14 protein-coding genes and 1 pseudogene are annotated in these 15,468 nt (G+C 51.4%); 6 read left to right on the top strand and 9 right to left on the bottom strand.

Features of this window, described 5'->3' with window-relative positions; translation table 11 throughout:
* The first annotated feature begins 5 nt into the window (after positions 1-5).
* Both IPJ88_14515 and IPJ88_14510 read left to right on the top strand, forming a co-directional pair.
* Positions 6-1,460, top strand: a complete 1,455-nt coding sequence (locus IPJ88_14515; protein ID QQR89400.1) for a DUF1501 domain-containing protein — start codon at positions 6-8, stop codon at positions 1,458-1,460.
* 1 nt (position 1,461) lies between these two features.
* On the top strand, positions 1,462-2,988 hold the full coding sequence (locus tag IPJ88_14510) for a hypothetical protein (GenBank protein QQR89399.1): 1,527 nt from the start codon (positions 1,462-1,464) through the stop codon (positions 2,986-2,988).
* A gap of 230 nt (positions 2,989-3,218) precedes the next feature.
* On the opposite strand, the gene IPJ88_14505 is transcribed toward IPJ88_14510, so the two are convergent.
* The gene (locus IPJ88_14505; protein ID QQR89398.1) at positions 3,219-4,292 is read right to left on the bottom strand and encodes an endonuclease/exonuclease/phosphatase family protein; all 1,074 of its coding nucleotides are present in this window, start codon (positions 4,290-4,292) and stop codon (positions 3,219-3,221) included.
* Positions 4,293-4,568: 276 nt separating this feature from the next.
* On the opposite strand from IPJ88_14505, the gene IPJ88_14500 reads away from it, so the two are divergent.
* The gene (locus tag IPJ88_14500) at positions 4,569-6,272 is read left to right on the top strand and encodes a hypothetical protein (protein QQR89397.1); all 1,704 of its coding nucleotides are present in this window, start codon (positions 4,569-4,571) and stop codon (positions 6,270-6,272) included.
* Positions 6,273-6,355: 83 nt separating this feature from the next.
* Here IPJ88_14500 and IPJ88_14495 read toward each other — a convergent pair whose 3' ends face one another.
* From IPJ88_14495 to IPJ88_14470, 6 genes and pseudogenes are all read right to left on the bottom strand, one after another.
* Positions 6,356-6,520, bottom strand: a complete 165-nt coding sequence (locus IPJ88_14495) for a hypothetical protein (protein ID QQR89396.1) — start codon at positions 6,518-6,520, stop codon at positions 6,356-6,358.
* A 7-nt stretch (positions 6,521-6,527) separates the two neighbouring features.
* On the bottom strand, positions 6,528-7,544 hold the full coding sequence (locus tag IPJ88_14490; GenBank protein QQR89395.1) for a ferrous iron transporter B: 1,017 nt from the start codon (positions 7,542-7,544) through the stop codon (positions 6,528-6,530).
* Between the two features lie 13 nt (positions 7,545-7,557).
* Entirely contained in the window at positions 7,558-8,994 is a 1,437-nt protein-coding gene (locus IPJ88_14485) for a 50S ribosome-binding GTPase (protein QQR89394.1), read from the bottom strand.
* A gap of 54 nt (positions 8,995-9,048) precedes the next feature.
* The gene (locus IPJ88_14480; GenBank protein ID QQR89393.1) at positions 9,049-9,765 is read right to left on the bottom strand and encodes a single-stranded DNA-binding protein; all 717 of its coding nucleotides are present in this window, start codon (positions 9,763-9,765) and stop codon (positions 9,049-9,051) included.
* The gene (locus IPJ88_14475; GenBank protein ID QQR89392.1) at positions 9,752-10,930 is read right to left on the bottom strand and encodes a glycosyltransferase family 2 protein; all 1,179 of its coding nucleotides are present in this window, start codon (positions 10,928-10,930) and stop codon (positions 9,752-9,754) included. The genes IPJ88_14480 and IPJ88_14475 overlap by 14 nt, the downstream gene beginning before the upstream one ends.
* Before the next feature lie 4 nt (positions 10,931-10,934).
* Positions 10,935-11,512: pseudogene (locus IPJ88_14470) on the bottom strand (tRNA-(ms[2]io[6]A)-hydroxylase).
* A gap of 459 nt (positions 11,513-11,971) precedes the next feature.
* Here IPJ88_14470 and IPJ88_14465 point away from each other — a divergent pair.
* Positions 11,972-12,334, top strand: a complete 363-nt coding sequence (locus tag IPJ88_14465; GenBank protein ID QQR89391.1) for a PilZ domain-containing protein — start codon at positions 11,972-11,974, stop codon at positions 12,332-12,334.
* Here the strand turns inward: IPJ88_14465 and IPJ88_14460 are convergent, their stop codons facing one another.
* Positions 12,335-13,609, bottom strand: coding sequence for a C40 family peptidase (locus tag IPJ88_14460; protein QQR89390.1), 1,275 nt, complete (start codon positions 13,607-13,609; stop codon positions 12,335-12,337).
* Here IPJ88_14460 and IPJ88_14455 point away from each other — a divergent pair.
* Both IPJ88_14455 and IPJ88_14450 read left to right on the top strand, forming a co-directional pair.
* Entirely contained in the window at positions 13,592-14,290 is a 699-nt protein-coding gene (locus tag IPJ88_14455; GenBank protein QQR89389.1) for a hypothetical protein, read from the top strand. The two genes, IPJ88_14460 and IPJ88_14455, sit on opposite strands and share 18 nt — an antisense overlap.
* A 104-nt stretch (positions 14,291-14,394) precedes the next feature.
* Positions 14,395-14,817, top strand: a complete 423-nt coding sequence (locus IPJ88_14450) for an FHA domain-containing protein (GenBank protein ID QQR89388.1) — start codon at positions 14,395-14,397, stop codon at positions 14,815-14,817.
* Positions 14,818-14,841: 24 nt separating this feature from the next.
* Here IPJ88_14450 and IPJ88_14445 read toward each other — a convergent pair whose 3' ends face one another.
* On the bottom strand, positions 14,842-15,468 hold the full coding sequence (locus IPJ88_14445) for a 3-oxoacid CoA-transferase subunit B (GenBank protein ID QQR89387.1): 627 nt from the start codon (positions 15,466-15,468) through the stop codon (positions 14,842-14,844).

Genomic DNA, 15,468 nt, shown 5'->3' with positions numbered 1-15,468 from the left:
GGTGAATGGCTAAAAGCAAGCAAAAAAAGAAAACCGGATTAAGTCGAAGACGTTTTGTGCAAAGTCTTGGCGCGACCGCAGCCATCGCCGGCAGTCCTCATCTTTGGCTGCCCAAAGCCTTCGCTCAGCAGCAAAGTGATGTGCGCGGCAGCATTCGTCATTTGCTGTACATGCGTCTTAACTCAGGCTTCCGTTTCACTGCGGCTTACAATGGCAATGTTGCCAGCCAGTTTAATCCCTTTGGCTCGGCTGCGGGCTTGCCGCAAGGCGTAGAGTGGGGCGCTTCGGCTGTGATGGACCGCTCCGGATGGCTTGATGAAGAAAAGCAAGCAGCAGGGATGTTACCGATGAATCAACTTGCAACGCGTATTGCAGTTATTCCTTGCGTCGATCATGAGCCGTTTTCAGGAAGTGCCGACGGAAACCACGGAACGGGGCTAGAGCGCTTTTACACCGGCTATGCTGGGACAGGTGGCTACGACGGCGCCGGCACGGGTATCTTTTCGATGATTAACTATGCCTTACGTAATGAGGTAGCCACTGGGAACAACACAACCAGCGTGCGATTGCCGGCTTTTGTGCTTGGTGAAGCGGGCATGGCTCGCGGAACGGGTGTTTTCGCAGGGTACAGGCCTCCAGTCATTGAAGGGACTAACTTTGATCGCTTTCGAACTGAAAGTGGCAATATTCCTGAATGGGCAAAAAGTTTTTCCAAAGCAACCGATCAACGCATGAGAGAGCGTCAGCACGTGTTTTTGCGAACTCCAGTGGACGCTTACATCCAAAGTCGCAGCGCCAACGAACGCTTCAACGACATTTTTCAAAGCCCCATTCTTGATATCGACAATAACAGCGACGAAGCTGTTGATGGTTTCACCCAAGCCCAACTAACTTCGCTTTTTGGTAACAGCCGCGCCGCTCGTTCCGTGCGTTTAGCGCTACGCCTGTTTCACTTTGGCTGCCCCGCTGTGTATTTTGGTCAGGGTGGATGGGACTATCATTCGAACGAGGAGAGCAGCTTCCCGACGGCCATGGACGAGCCCAACTGGATCATGAGCGCGCTTTACGCGGCGTTAAAAGCCATGCCATACAGCTATCCAGACGGCAGCCAAGATGGCAGCAGCTATTGGGACCATACTTTAGTCGTGTTTGGCAGTGAGTTTGGCCGCACAGCGCGAGGCTCGCGCTTTAATTCAGCCCGTGGCAGTGATCACGGCGGAGACTTGGCCACGCGATGGATGTCCATGCCGATGATGGGTGGTTTGATCGCCGAAGGGGCAAACACCTTGGCTCTTGGAGGCAAAGAGCTTGGCCATACACGCAGCTCAGACCTCAAAGCCGAAGGCCAAGTTGTTTCATACCGCGCCTTTATGAAAACACTCATCGACGCATTGGGCGGCGATCATGCCGGCGTGTTTGATGCTGAGAATGTCTTTAACTTTTCAGACTTGTTGAGCTGACATGAAAATTTTTATTTTGGCCTTCTTCGTAGTAGTCCTACCTGTTTGCTTAATATCAGGCTGTGGTGAGGATTTTTCCGGAAACGTGCTTGCCGGCGAAATAAACATAACACCGAATCGTCCTTCTTATGCCGCTCCTGGCAGTGTCCCGCCCTACACGGGCGATGATCCTTCCTATTTGGAAGCCCAGAAAAACTTTGCAAACACACAACAGCTCTGGCACGATGTTGTTCGTCGCACCTGTGCTGTAACCGAAGGCGTTTGCCACTATAGCAAAGAGTATCCAGACCTTAGTTCCGAAGCCAATATGCTTTCGTGGGTCTCTGAGCCGTGCAACGTAAGGCCGCTTAGTCATGATGCTGTGCTCGATTACTGTGAGCAGCGCGGAGACCTTTTGGTGTTTGCTGGTCTTTCAACCCCTTCAAGCGAAATCGCGTACATTGATTACATTCCTGGTGAGTATACCGATTTTCGCAATGCGGATCGTTTGCCGAATGCCGAAGATCCAGGGTTGCATATTTATCTACGTGCACCCATCGTTTTCGAAGGCGACAGCGTCTCTGCTACCGCTCAGTTTCAGCGCCGCATTCTAAAAGACGACGAAATCGGCGACTTTACCTTTAACTCCTTTGATACCCGCTTTTATTCGCTCGATGGTGGCACTCACATTTTTGGCGAAGTGCGAGATGACCGTCAGGATGAAATTATCGCGCTGCTTTTTGTTAATGATGTAAAGGAGCAATCCGATGCAATTCGTCAGGGTGATTTTAATCGCAACGGCACCTTTGGGCACAGCGTAGCCGAGTGCAAGACGCTGACTTTGTTTGAGCCAGGCGAGCCGCTTTCAAGTTATGTTGTCGCGCGACTAAGAGGCGTGATGCCTGATCCATGCGGACAAGTGGATAGCGCGACCAGTCAGATAAAAATAATTGATGTACCGGGCACAAGGATGCCTCTAGCGAATCAGCCTCTTTCGATTTCTGAAATGCTCGCACTTATGTGCTGGATTGAAGGGCTTAATCCTGAATCGCCCGACGTCACACTTGGTGCACCCATCAACTATGCGACCTGCACAGTGGATCCCAACAACTTCGATGTGCTCGGCACCGATCCTACCTGGCGCGGCCGCATTGCCCCCTTACTCAATAGCACCTGCGGCGGCTCGACCGGAGCGCTGAGTTGTCATGGCGGCTCAAACCCTGCTGCCGGACTTGATCTGGACACGAACGACTATGATGAGCTCTATGCACGGCTTTTGGGTGATACAACACGCACGGCTGCTGTATCGACCCAACGCACAGAGCTCAAGCTCATTGAAAAGACCGGCGATGCAGCAGGCGATCCTTGCAAGAGCTATCTTTACCTGAAGCTTCGAGACCCGAATTCGACGGATGGTTGCACCGACACAACCATTGTTGGAGGACGCATGCCCTTGCCGGTAAGTGGAGTTCCAAATTATTTCACGGACGATAAAGAACTTGAAGACCTGCGCCAGTGGATTCTAAATGGCGCACTCATTGACGAGTAATTCAATGTTTTTCGCAATGGCATAAGCCCAAAGAGTTGTGTCAATTGTCAAGCCACACTAACAAAACGTAATGTAAGTAAATAAGCGATTAACTGCTACCTGTTGCTCCGGCAACTGGAATGTTTGGCGTTGTTGATAGAACGCCGCTATGGTTGGCCCCTAAAGGGCATCAGGTATACACTATGACTTGCTCTGAGTTCTCATCGCCACACATTGCTAATAGCGCTGGATCATTCTGTGTAGTGAAGATCGGCCACAAGCGGTAGGTGGTCGGAAACAAACAGTCCATCGTTCGCGCTGAGGATGCTTTGGCTTTGAACGGCGCTCCAGGGCGGCTGATAGCCGCCTTTAGCTTCCTTCTCAGTAAAAATATAATCCACCGCAAGCTCTTGCGCTGAAATGGAAGGATCCAATGTGCGTAAGCAGGATCCATCAGTGCAGCTGTCTGTATACTTGGGCAGAAAACTCGTATAGGTAGCCGAGCCGCGCGTGATGTTAAAGTCACCCACAAGCAAGGTTTGCTCATTGCTGTGATGGGTCGTGAGCACTTGTTGAAGCATGGCCGCCATTTCATTAGCCAGCTGTGGAAAAGGGTGGTAGTTGACGACGATGAGCTGTCCACATGCGGTTTGAAGAGTGCTGAATAAGGTAAAAACGTTCTGGCCAAAGTTCCAGTTGCAGAAAAAAGTATCGTCGTAGCAGCTTAGATCGGCCACAGTTCGCTGAATGTAGTCCGAGGGTACAAGTTCAAGTTCACCCGTGTGCTGATTGTTTTCTTTTTTGGACTGCAGAAAAGGTAAACGGCTGAGTAAGAAATTACCGCTGAGAAAACCGATATCAAAGGCCGGGCCGAAATGTGCTTGCATGGGGTAGCCCTTCGCAATCAACTTGTCATACAGCTTGCGCGGCATATTGACTTTCTGATAGAGTTGATTGCCAATATCAATTTCTTGAATCGCCACAACATCTGCCTGTTGATCGACAATAAGGTTGGCGACTTTTTCTAGGATAGGTTCCGGGTTCGAGTAAAAGTAATGTTTCTCGCCGTTCCCGTCGATATAGCCCCCGGTTCCTAAATTGTAAGTCATGATTTTCAAATCTTCATGGCATCCTGCTGTCGAGGGTGGCAATGAAGGCTCTTCAGACTCAAGGGAAGGCGCAACGGTCGGAGTGCTCTGAGACTTGGACGGCACCGCCGGAGCGGTTGCCTCAGGCATGGCTTCTTGCAGCGCATCAACGCTTCCAAGCGCGCAAGCCGAGCAAAAGAAAACAGAAGACGCCATGAGCGCAATTTGAAAGGCCATGTGTTTGAGATAGGTTCCTTTTTTAAAGATTCGAGATGGCATAGAAATCACAGCGATAGCGAGTAGAGCGGCTTGGGCCTAATTGTATGTAAACGCAAGAATTGTGCCCACCTGAACAAATTTGTATTTCCCGAAATTCTATAGGAATAGCTCGTGTGGGCGCGGTACAAACTGTCGATCGTATTGCAGGTGGGGCTGCCAAACAGGGACTTTACTTCCCAGGGAGGGCAACGATGGACGCTACCTACCCTGAAGTGCAGCACAAATTGCCCCGGCATGAACTTTGCAGGAGTACTCCGTGGAATGCACAAAACACACTTACATGTCGCACGGCTTTTAATGAGTTTTTGGTTTATAGGCGGTTCAGGGTCTTGTAGTCCAGGCTCTGAGAGTAGCTATGACGGTGTTTCTGGCGCTGAACTGGCTGACTGTGGATATCTTAAGGTTGTTGAAAACAGTGGTTTAAAACTTCGACTCGATCCCTTTGGCAGCGAGCATCGTAAGTCCCCTCTATTTCACGGGACTATCATCGAGGCAATTCCAAGTGAAGTTGGCATAGATAATTCGAGGTACACCATGGAATTTGGTGGCAACGAATGGGGGTATTTTACCGATGGTGGTGGGCAAGCAGGATGGATTTATCTTGGGCCTGCGGGCGTAGAAGACGAGGACATTCCGTTGCTCTGCGATGCCACTCGGTGTAGTCCTAAAGCAGACACGAACTTTAGACGTTATCCGGACTTAGCTGAAAGCATTCATGGCAACTTACTCCGAGATTCTGCTGCCTGGAACCTGCCTGTTTCAAATGTGATTCGCGTTATCTCAGCCGGCGAGAGTTTGGATAAAACGACAGTGTCACGTTTTCCCACGTTGACTTTTGAGGACGGACAGCTTTCAAGTGATCCTGCATCCCTTAGACAAACCCCTACCGAGAAACAAGTTTGGTTGAGGGTTAAACTAAACGACACCAACTTTACCTATGCCGGTTGGATCATGGCGGAGCGCTACCAACCGTATCATTTTAGGGAGCCGAATCAGTATGTGCAATGCGCGGCGCCAGACCATGGCAAAAAAGAACTTGTTGAATATAGACCACCGACGCTTGACGATGTGCAATCTCCCAGCGCAACAACGAGGCAGATTAAGGTATTGCCTATCGTATTCGATCCGAACGGGATAACGAGTATTTACCCCTATAGCCCCGATGAGTTTAGTGAACTGTACAAAAACGGAGTGGAGGAAGGCACTGGCCATGCCGTACAGTACGAGCTACTGCCTTTGCAGACAGCAGGTTTCTTCCCGGAGCTTGAGGATGGTTTTGTCTATGATAAAGCGAGCTACCTTGCATGTTTTGAGGATTACCGAAATTGCCATGGTTATGACGGACAATCCAAACTCTGGGGTTCGTCGTATGGCTTGACGGAAATTGCTCCTTTGGCGGATCAATCAAAGCTTGTAGAGTCACTTGATTTGTGTCGCATAGCCCAGGAGCAAGGTGTTGAGGAGTTTTGGCTTTTTGCCGGTCCGTATTTTGGCTTTCACGAGACCTCCATGATCGGTCGCGAGCCCTTTTCTATTAATGGCATGCTCGAATACGATTGCCCCGTTACCTTTGCGACCGTAGGATTCAATCTCGATCGGCACCCGGACGTTTTGTTGCATGGTTTTGGCCACCGCGTAGATTTTACACTTTCTCACTATGGACTGCTCGATCAGTTCGCAGGCCGCGACATGTGTGGAGATACGCATTTTCCGCCAAATGGCACGAAAGATTACGACTACGGCAATCAGACATTGGTGAGCAGCGGTTGTGATAGTTTCTTTTCAGGAGACAAAGCGCTGACATCCGTGGCTTGCGATGCATGGCAGTGCAATGACTGGGGCTTTCAGACCTGGCGCTTTAAGCGCATGCCTCGCGGGGTTGATAACTCGCCCTATGAAAACTGGTGGGATTTAGTCTTCAACCTGCCAGCGCCTTAGTCCCCGGCCTTCAATGCGAGTCAACCGGCAGCAGGGGTGGAGCGTGGCGTCGGTGGGCCGGCGTCTTGTAAGGCTGCTGTCGATCAACGCCTTTTGTGATCGTTTCGGTGTTTTCGAAGGAGCTGATCAACGGGTACATCCGGGCCTTTGCGTTTGCTGTCTTTTTTCGACCAGCGTCTCAGAAGAAAGCCAAGCGCGACGGCGACAGCAAGTGCTGCAAGAAAGCCTTGGTAATCAAACTCAATCATTGCAAGTCTAGCTTAGGCCAACGCCAAGCGCTTTGCCAAGCTGGTAGACGGCGAAGGAAGCTGAATAGGCAAGAACCGTCATATAGGCAAACATAAACATTGGCCATTTCCAACTGCCTGATTCACGTTTAACCACAGCAATCGTGCTCATGCATTGGCATGCGAAGACGAAAAAGATCATCAGCGAGAAACCTGCCAGCGGAGGGAAAAGTGGCCGCCCATCGGGCCAGGTTGCGCGTTTGAGCGATGCGCGCAAGGGTTTGGAGTTTTCATCGCTTTGACCCAGTCCAAACACGGTGCCTAGGGTGGAGACAAACACCTCGCGGGCGACAAAGGCGCCAAGAATGCCGACCGAGATACGCCAATCAAAACCAAGAGGTTTCATGATGGGCTCAAGACCTTTTCCAATCCGTCCGGCAAAGGAATGTTCAAGCTCGGCTTGTGCAACAAGTGCTCTTTGATGTTCCGCGCTCGTGTCCTTTGAAAAGGTCGGGTAGTCAGCTGCATCGAGTTTAGGGTAAGAAAGCAGAGCCCACATCACCACTGTCATGGCTAAGATAATCGTGCCAGCTTCGCCAAGAAAGGCTCGAACGTTGTCCCAAGCATTGCGCAGTAAGTTCATGATGGCCGGCTTACGGTAAGGCGGAAGTTCTAGCAAAAGTTTTGGCTTGGGTCCCTTAAGAATGGTTCTGCGCAGCACCGTAGCGATAAGTAAAGTTGCTACGGTTGAAAAGGCATAGAGAAAGAAAAGGGCAAGGGCGCCCATGCTAAGAAAGCCCAGACGGTCCTCGGATGGCGCAAACACCACGGCGGTAATCAAGACGTAGACTGGCAGTCTGGCGCTGCACGACATCACAGGGATAACCAGCATGGTTAGGAGCCTGTCGCGACGCGATTCAATGGTGCGGGTGGCCATCACCGCGGGGACGGCGCAGGCAAGACCACCGAGCATGGGAATGAAAGCTTTTCCATGCAGGCCGACACCGCGCATGATGCGGTCAATGACAAAACCAACCCGGGCCAAATATCCGGAGTCTTCAAGCAGAGATCATGAAAAAGAGCAGAGCAATCTGCGGTACGAAGGCGATGACGTTGCCAACCCCTGCAAGAACGCCGTTGACGATAAGGTCCTGGAACGAGCCTGAAGGAACGGTGTTTTGCACCAAGTTTTGCAAAAAACTAATGGATGTTTCAATCGCGGAAATCGCCGGCTCAACCCAAAGAAAAAGCGATTGAAACAGAATGAAAACTAGCGTCAAAAAGACGAGCGTTCCGATGACGGGTTGAAGCAAAAAGCGGTCCAAGCGATCTTGAAGCTCGCGTCTAGCAATGGGGAGGGTGCCTTGGGCGCATTGTCTTAGCAAGTTGTCGATAAAAGCATAACGCTCACGAATCATGTCTTGATCCATGGGAGATGGATCCTTCTTATGCTCTTCGCATAGGTCGCGAATCGTACTGCGTAGAGAATCTGGCACTTCGTGAAGTTCGTCTTCGCCAATCGAGAGCAATGCCCAACTGGCCCAAAGGCGTTTTCGGGCTGCGCTGCCGTGGTGCCACGCTTCGGGAATTTCATTTTCGACTTGGCCCAGAACCTCTTCGATGCGGGCATCATAGCGCGCGCAAAGCACCGAGCGACTTTCGTTTTGCGTGAGCATGCGCTGCATCTGCGCGCGCAATTCATCGAGGCCTTGGCCACTTGTGGCGGAGATGGGCACGCAACAAACGCCCAAGCCTTTTTGCAGGCTTTCAAGATTGATGTCCAAGCCGAGCGATTCTTTCTCATCCCACATGTTCAATGCGATCAATAGAGGCGTGGGACTTTCGGCCAATTGAGTAGCTAAGTAAAGATTGCGTGAAAGAGAGGTCGCGTCGGCTACCATCACAACTAAATCGGGTGCTGGTGTTTTTCGTCCGAGCACTGCATCGACCGCAACGCGCTCTTCGGGCGAGTTGGCACGCAGGGAATAGGTGCCTGGCAAATCGATAAGTTCAACTTTTTCGCTGCTCGATAAAGTCAGCTCTGCGGATTTCTTCTCGACGGTAACGCCAGGGTAGTTGCCTACTTTGCTGCGCTTGCCGCTAAGGCGATTGAAGAGTGTCGTTTTTCCACTGTTTGGATTACCGACTAACAAGATGCGCTTTTTCTCAGTGCTCTGGCTCTGAGGCGCCTTTACTGAGTGCAGATTAAATTGGCCGTTTTCAGTCGTGGCGGCTGTGTTTACGATGGCGGCTGAAGAGGTGTGCACTTGAGCGGCGTCTTTCCGACGCAACGAAAGCGAAAAGCCACGCAAACGTACTTCTATCGGATCTCCCAAGGGCGCAGTTCGCACCATCTGCACTGTTGTTCCTGGAATCAGGCCCATCTCAAGCAAACGCCGGCGGTAGGCTCCATGGCCTGAAATCGCGCAGACCACGGCACGCTTTCCTTCCGGAAGGCTGGCAAGAGTCGCTTGGGCATGGGAATCGTTAGACATGGCTGCTGCCGGCTGTGTAGGCTTTTTGAAAACAGAATTCAACAACGTTTTTCTTTATGGATACAATAGTTTATCGATATATTTAAGTTGCGCTTCGGCGCGTTCTGCCCAACCGCGATTAGCTGCGGGACTGGCTGGGCTTGGATGAAGGATGCGGCCTGTTTTAACGGGAGTACTGGCCAGTACGCGTTTGGCGCACTGCTCAGCAAAACTTCCGACACCAATCACGTATTCACAGTTCAACGAATGAACGCTGTCTTTCAAAGCTTTGTCGCATGCCTGGAAAAGTTTTTCTTTGTCTTTCGCTGCGAGCTTGTCGGGCGTAAAATTACGTCCACTTTCTTCTAGAAAAGCCAAAGGGCAGTAGTTGTAGACAAAGAAGGTTTCAAAAAAACGCGATGGTGTCTTAAAGCGGTCCTTGGCCCAACCCCAGAGCCGTCGTCCGCTTACTTCGCTGCGTGTGCAGTCAAACCCTGTCACGGGACGTTTGGGGTGTTCGTTGCTCGGGCGTTTCACCGGCACGTTAATCCCAAGCCAATCGCGTACCACGTTCACCTCGCCAAAAGGCACGCCGGTTTGGACCATGCCCCAGGGGCCCGGATTCATGCCCAACAAAAGCGCTTTCTTTGGCGATTGGCCATAGCGTTCAAGATAACTTTCGTGAGCTACGCGTGCATAGCGCAGTGGGTTGTACACAAAAGCCACTGGCTCAGGGAAGGATAGCGTATCGACTTTCGTGCATAGCTTGCGACTAATATCAATGAGTTCCATGATCTCTGTCTATTCCGTTGCGTTTTTGCAGCATCGTCTCTAAGTCATATAGATATCTGCGTAGCGCGACAAGTCCGCTTTGCTTTAGTTCCGCGCCAAGCTCGATAAAGGGTGCTTGCTCGAGGGCATGCCAAAAGGGAAGGGAAGAATGCCGTGTGTCGCGTCCTTGGTGCATCCATTTCAGCGTCCGAAAGGCATCAAAACGTTCATGCACAGCGCGCTCGTTTGCCAGGCTCTGCACTTTTTCTCGAAGCTCAGCAAACAAAGCCGGATGGTAGAGTTTCGGTGCATCCTCGCCTTCATTTTGTATCTTCTCAACCGCCACGCCGGTGCCAAAGGGGACGCGATGCGATATCCTTGAGCTAAGCACTAAGGGCTCGCCTGCTAACTTTTCAATGGAAGCGACCTTGGCGAGTTTGTTTAACAGATAGAAGTCTTCTGCTGCTTGGCGTTTGGGAAATCCACGTACCTGCGCATAGGCAGCTGGATTCACTGCAAGAGTGCTGCCGATGGTATGAAATGCGTAGGGTGAGCCAGCATAGGCGAGGCCCAGCACGTAATAGCGTAGTGAGATTTCGTAGCGCAGCGCGGCGTTGCTTTCATGGGCAAAAGGATAAAGCAGGGCTGCTGCTTGCGGCCTACTTGAGGCTTGGCGAGCTCTGGAAAAATAATCGCTTGGAAAGGCGACATCGGCATCGCTTTGATGAAGCCATTTTGAATCAAGTTTTCCTTGCGCCCAAAGGGATAGAGCAAGGTCAGTGCCGATTTTTCGTGCACCTCCGACACCCGCTTTCGGATCTAACGCAGAATCCGAGCTGTAGCGATCGATAAGCAGTAATGCGCCTTTGCCGAAGCGAAGTAGCTTGGTGCTATTGTTTTCATCCAATGAATCAATTTCATTGAAGCGAGCTTGCACAGCCGTGCTTGTCTCGGCTGTGTTCTGCAGAGCTTTGTCTGGGGCTCCTCTTGGCGCGTTGTTAACAACAATGCAAAGGGGTTTATCGCTTTGGCAATTAAGCAGGCTTTCAAGTGCATTCAAGATGGCCGGGCCTTCATCGAAAGCTGGGATGATGACGCAGTCGGAAAAGTTGTCGTTGATGTGCTCTGCAAAAACTTTTTCTTTTTCTGCATAGTGATCGAGGTATTTGCGTAGCGCTTTTTCCATGCAATCAGTGCAATGCGGCACGAATAGGAAGTTTAGCGACGATACTTGCCTCAATGCTTCGAAGTTCTTCCATCCGCTTGCTGATTGTGTCTGCGGGGAAATAAAGTTTTGCCAGTCGCAAAAACAATCCAGCATGACGTGCTTCCGATCGGGTGATCTCGCGATAAAACTCTTGGAGTTTTCCTTCGGGCAAAGCTTCCGCCAAAAGCCCAAAACGCTCGCATCCACGTGCCTCCACAATGGCGGCTATAAGCAAACGATCTAGAAAATAGGCCTCGGGGCCTTTGCGGATGTGTTCGCGTAGTGCGGTGACGTAGGGGTCTTTGCTGTCGGCGCCCATAAGCAGGCCTCGCTCGGCAATGTGCTCGTAGACCTGCGCAAAATGAGCAAGTTCCTCTTGGGCCATGGCGATCATGGCGCTGACCAGCTCGCTGCGATCCGGGTAGTGCATGACAAAGGACATGGCGGTGGCCGAGGCTTTGCGTTCGGCTGCGGCATGATCGAGCAAAAAGCATCAAAATCAGCCAACACTGCTTCGGTCCACTGCGCAGAAGTTGTCGTAGCCAATTCACGGCCTGACAAATATGGCAAAAAACACCCAGTGCAATGCCAATTCTGGCATTAATTGAGCACAAAACATGCCAGGTCTGTCATATTCAGCTCTCTGTTTTCTGACTGCCTTGCAAAGTGGGACAGGGGTCCCATGCCCAAACAGTCCTCGCTTCGCTGCGGAACTGCGCGTGGGACCCCTGTCCCGCTTTGCCACAAGACTTGAGGACTTCGGATCTGTTGAGATGCCCAGCGGAATTTGTAGCTTCCTAGTCTTGAAGCAAAGAGGTGCCGGACCTTCACGCGCAGCTGCGCAGCGAAGCGAGGACTGTCTGAGCATGGAGGTTCGGCACCTCTTTGCAAGCTTGGCAAAATATAGAGGTGTTAGCTGATCGAAGGCTGGAATGGGTGCTGGCTTTTGTGGGTTGCCTAAGGAGGGCTTGTGAAGCACTTCAATTGCAGCCGGGGTAGTCATGCGCTAAGATCTTAACCATGAACGAGAGGCGTAACAGTGGCCGCCACAAGGCTTTCTTTCCCGTGGCGATGGATTCCAAAGATCGAAAAGACCGTATAGCGATGAGCAGAAACGCAAGCTCAACAGGCATCTTGCTTGGTAGTCCTTCGCGTTTTGAAGTGGGGGAGAGGCTAACGATGACTTTTCGTATTTTGCCGGCAGGACCGATGTTTGCAGGCGTTGTTGGCAAAGTGATTCGGGTCGAAGAATCAAACAACCCCGATGATCCAATGTGGCGTCATGTCATGGCTATCGCGTTTGAGAAACCCTTAGACGAAGAAGTGCTCACGGCGCTTCGTGAAGCTGCAGAACATACGGTTCATCTCGAGTTTGGTGAATAGTTAATCGTCGTTCGGTTGACCAAGGATACCAATGGCCGTGATTCGCCTGAGCAGCGAGCCTTGCGCAGAGTTGTCGCCGAGGTAAAGCGAGCTCAATGCGACTTTGGCTACTTTATGGCGGGTCTCTTTTGTGCTGCCTTTGCAGCGATCTTTGTAGTCCATAAAAGCGTGAAGCACAACAGGAATCCCTTGGTCGTTGTGCCCGAGATAGAGCATGATATGCCCCGGTAATTGCAAAAGAGCGATGCCCTGATGGTGCGCTTCTTCGATGAGATTCAAACGGTTTGAAAGCGGAGCGTCTTCGGGGATTTCAATGATGGTGCTGCATGCTTTTAGTTGAGCGCTGCTGTGGCGCGGCATTCGAACGCCGACCTTAGCGAAGCTTTCTTTAATGAAGCGTGAGCAATCAAGGCCACCGTTTTGTCCGCCCCAACCGTAAGGTTGTCCCAAAAAAGAAAAAGCTGCGCGCAGAAAACTCTCACGGGACAGCGTGCCGTGAGCCTCACTGCTTTGCGGCGCTTTGCCTTTTCTATTCTTTAAATAAGTCTCGGGTGTAAAGCCAAAAGTATATTCGCTGAAACTAAGAGCCCAACCTTCTTTCCACGGCTGCCAAGCGATAAGCTCATCCTTTCGCGCAGTGCTGCACAAGTTGCGATTCAAAGCGTAGGGGTCGTTTGCTTTGTATAAAGCCTTGTCGTTGGGTGTGCAGAAGATCGGTGTGGGCCGATCGACGGTGGTGTAAAAGGTTTGGGATGAATCGCTAAGCAAATGCTCTTCGAGGTCAAAGGCTGCGGACTTGCTTATGAGCTGACCTTTTTGCATTTCTTTTCCGATATAGGTCAAGCGACGGGTGATGCGCGGTTGCAGGGCAGCGTTGATCTTCAGTTGTTGAAGATCAAACATTGAAAAGTCATCGGCGGCTTCCAATAAACTCTGATTTCGATCGACGCGTGCTTGCTCCGTAAAAAGAGGATTAATCTCTTTTGGCATGCGGGATAGCCAGTACTCCACTTTTTGCTGTTCGGCATCGATTCCCGGCAGAGGGAAGGCTGCAATTTGTTCCGAGGGGCAGGGGGGGCTGAGCTTTTTTCTCGAGCCTTGCTTATGGCAGCCAAGCCCAATCAGCAGGATAAAAGCGAAAAGAACGACCCTTTTTAGCCGAGAAGGACCGAAGGTGCGGCACACTGCTCCCAATCTTGCAACGAAAATTGATCCTGTTTTTTGGACTGGGCTACCATCAGGGTATCCTGAGGATTGATGCGGACGTTGTTGCATATCGGAACCTGGGCCATGGTGATCGTGATTGCTATGCTTGCTTGGTGGGTCAAGCCCTCTGGGGCCTCATCGCTGAGCTGTGAAATGCCAGAGCTCGACATTCCCAAAACCGAAGCATGTAACCTAGGGCGGGTTTATCCGGAATGCAAATGGCAGATTCCAGAACAGGAGCAAGCGGAGGGCTTGTATGTGCTTTGGGAGCGCACCCCTCCAGCAGAGCGCTGGGGATCGCCGACTTTGGTTAAACTAGCCTTAAAAGCGGCTTATGCCTACACAAAAGCCTATCCAGGCGAGCGGCTAACCGTGGGTGATCTTGATGCTCCTCCGGATCAGCACAAGACTCACAATCGTGGCATGGACATGGATTTGTACCTGCGTGGTAGCATGCTGAGTACCGTAGAAGGTGGAGGCAACTATCGAAGCCGCTCGACTTTTGAGCAACGCATGCTGCGGGCACGTGTTTTTGATCTGGCTAAGATTCTCGCTCAATGTGCACAAGGACAAATACGCATCTACTACAATGATGAGGTGGTTATGCGTTGGTTCAACCCATGGTTTTGGGCCAGAGGCTGGCGTCCACCCTTTGGACAGGCCATGGTGGCGCACAATCACTCACATGACTATCACATGCATGTGACCGTTTTGCGGCCTGAAACACGCTTTTTAGCCATAACCCCTTAAAGGCAGGACCAGGGATGCGCTTGGCCTGATCTCTTTTTTTCTTGGAAAATCAAAGAATGATTTTTGGGACATGCGACTCTTTTGGTATACTGTAACAACAGATCATGAGTGGCTATCGAGTTATCGTAAAAGACGTTAGTTATATGGTCCCTCCAGGGGAGACGCTGGTGGGTCGAAGCGATGCTTGCGGTATCGTGGTAAAACACAATTCGGTATCACGGCTTCATGCCGCGTTGCGGTTAACCAGCGGCGCTCTGACCATCGAAGATCTCGGCAGCCGAAATGGCACCGCGGTTAACGGCAGGCGCATTGAGGGCCATACCGAACTTAGGGCAGGCGATGTCGTCATCCTTGGGCAAATGGTAATTGATGTAGTGGAGGGCGACCCTTCGGTTCGTGCGCTAGCACCTACCCAACACCAAGTGAACCGAAGTGAACTTGAGGGCGACCCGGCAACCGAAAAAGTCACCGCGGATGCAGTCAAGCGTGTTGTTGATGATCTCGAAAAGAAAAAGCTCTCAGAATAGAGCGATCACTTCTTACCAAGTGCTTTATAGAAACTTGGCGTCGCTGTTTTGTTGGATTTGTTCGATGGTGACATCTGGAGCAAGCTCCACGATGCGAAACGCTCCGCTATCGACATCAAAGACACCCAAATCTGTAATGATACGGCTGACGACTTTTTGAGCGGTAAGCGGGAAGCTGCAACGATCCACTAGTTTGGCTTCACCGTTTTTGCTCAGGTGTTTCATCATGGCAACAATACGTTTAGCGCCCGCGGCAAGGTCCATGGCGCCTCCGATGCCCAGGGTTTTTCCGCCGGGTATTGACCAGTTGGCAAGGTCTCCGTGCGCGGAGATTTGCATGCCGCCCAAAATCGCCAAATCGATGTGTCCTCCGCGGATCATGGCAAAGGAAAGGGCTGAATCGAAACAACTCCCGCCTGCGGCGATGGTCACGGTTTGCTTTCCGGCATTGATGATCTGCGGGTCGGCTTGTCCCTTTAGCGGAAAGGGGCCCATGCCAAGAATCCCGTTTTCTGTGTGCAGCCATACGCCTGTAGCTTTTTCGATGTAATCTGCGACGAGGGTTGGCAAACCGATACCAAGATTAACGATGCTGCCTGGTGCTATTTCCTGCGCGGCACGCTTTGCCATCTGTACTGAATCAAAAGGCAT

The organism is Myxococcales bacterium (assembly GCA_016699535.1).
Taxonomy (GTDB): domain Bacteria; phylum Myxococcota_A; class Polyangia; order Polyangiales.
Note: the sequence above shows the minus strand (reverse complement) of the source record. Positions and strands in the feature narration are given on the sequence as shown.

Excerpts from the sequence above, each read along its gene's own strand:
- IPJ88_14450 (QQR89388.1), top strand. The coding sequence starts at position 14,395 with ATGAGTGGCTATCGAGTTATCGTAAAAGACGTTAGTTATATGGTCCCT.
- IPJ88_14460 (QQR89390.1), bottom strand. The coding sequence starts at position 13,609 with ATGCAACAACGTCCGCATCAATCCTCAGGATACCCTGATGGTAGCCCA.
- IPJ88_14485 (QQR89394.1), bottom strand. The coding sequence starts at position 8,994 with ATGTCTAACGATTCCCATGCCCAAGCGACTCTTGCCAGCCTTCCGGAA.
- IPJ88_14480 (QQR89393.1), bottom strand. The coding sequence starts at position 9,765 with ATGGAACTCATTGATATTAGTCGCAAGCTATGCACGAAAGTCGATACG.
- IPJ88_14510 (QQR89399.1), top strand. The coding sequence starts at position 1,462 with ATGAAAATTTTTATTTTGGCCTTCTTCGTAGTAGTCCTACCTGTTTGC.
- IPJ88_14505 (QQR89398.1), bottom strand. The coding sequence starts at position 4,292 with ATGGCCTTTCAAATTGCGCTCATGGCGTCTTCTGTTTTCTTTTGCTCG.
- IPJ88_14445 (QQR89387.1), bottom strand. The coding sequence starts at position 15,468 with ATGCCTTTTGATTCAGTACAGATGGCAAAGCGTGCCGCGCAGGAAATA.
- IPJ88_14495 (QQR89396.1), bottom strand. The coding sequence starts at position 6,520 with ATGATTGAGTTTGATTACCAAGGCTTTCTTGCAGCACTTGCTGTCGCC.
- IPJ88_14515 (QQR89400.1), top strand. The coding sequence starts at position 6 with ATGGCTAAAAGCAAGCAAAAAAAGAAAACCGGATTAAGTCGAAGACGT.
- IPJ88_14455 (QQR89389.1), top strand. The coding sequence starts at position 13,592 with ATGCGGACGTTGTTGCATATCGGAACCTGGGCCATGGTGATCGTGATT.
- IPJ88_14475 (QQR89392.1), bottom strand. The coding sequence starts at position 10,930 with ATGGAAAAAGCGCTACGCAAATACCTCGATCACTATGCAGAAAAAGAA.
- IPJ88_14500 (QQR89397.1), top strand. The coding sequence starts at position 4,569 with ATGAACTTTGCAGGAGTACTCCGTGGAATGCACAAAACACACTTACAT.
- IPJ88_14465 (QQR89391.1), top strand. The coding sequence starts at position 11,972 with ATGAACGAGAGGCGTAACAGTGGCCGCCACAAGGCTTTCTTTCCCGTG.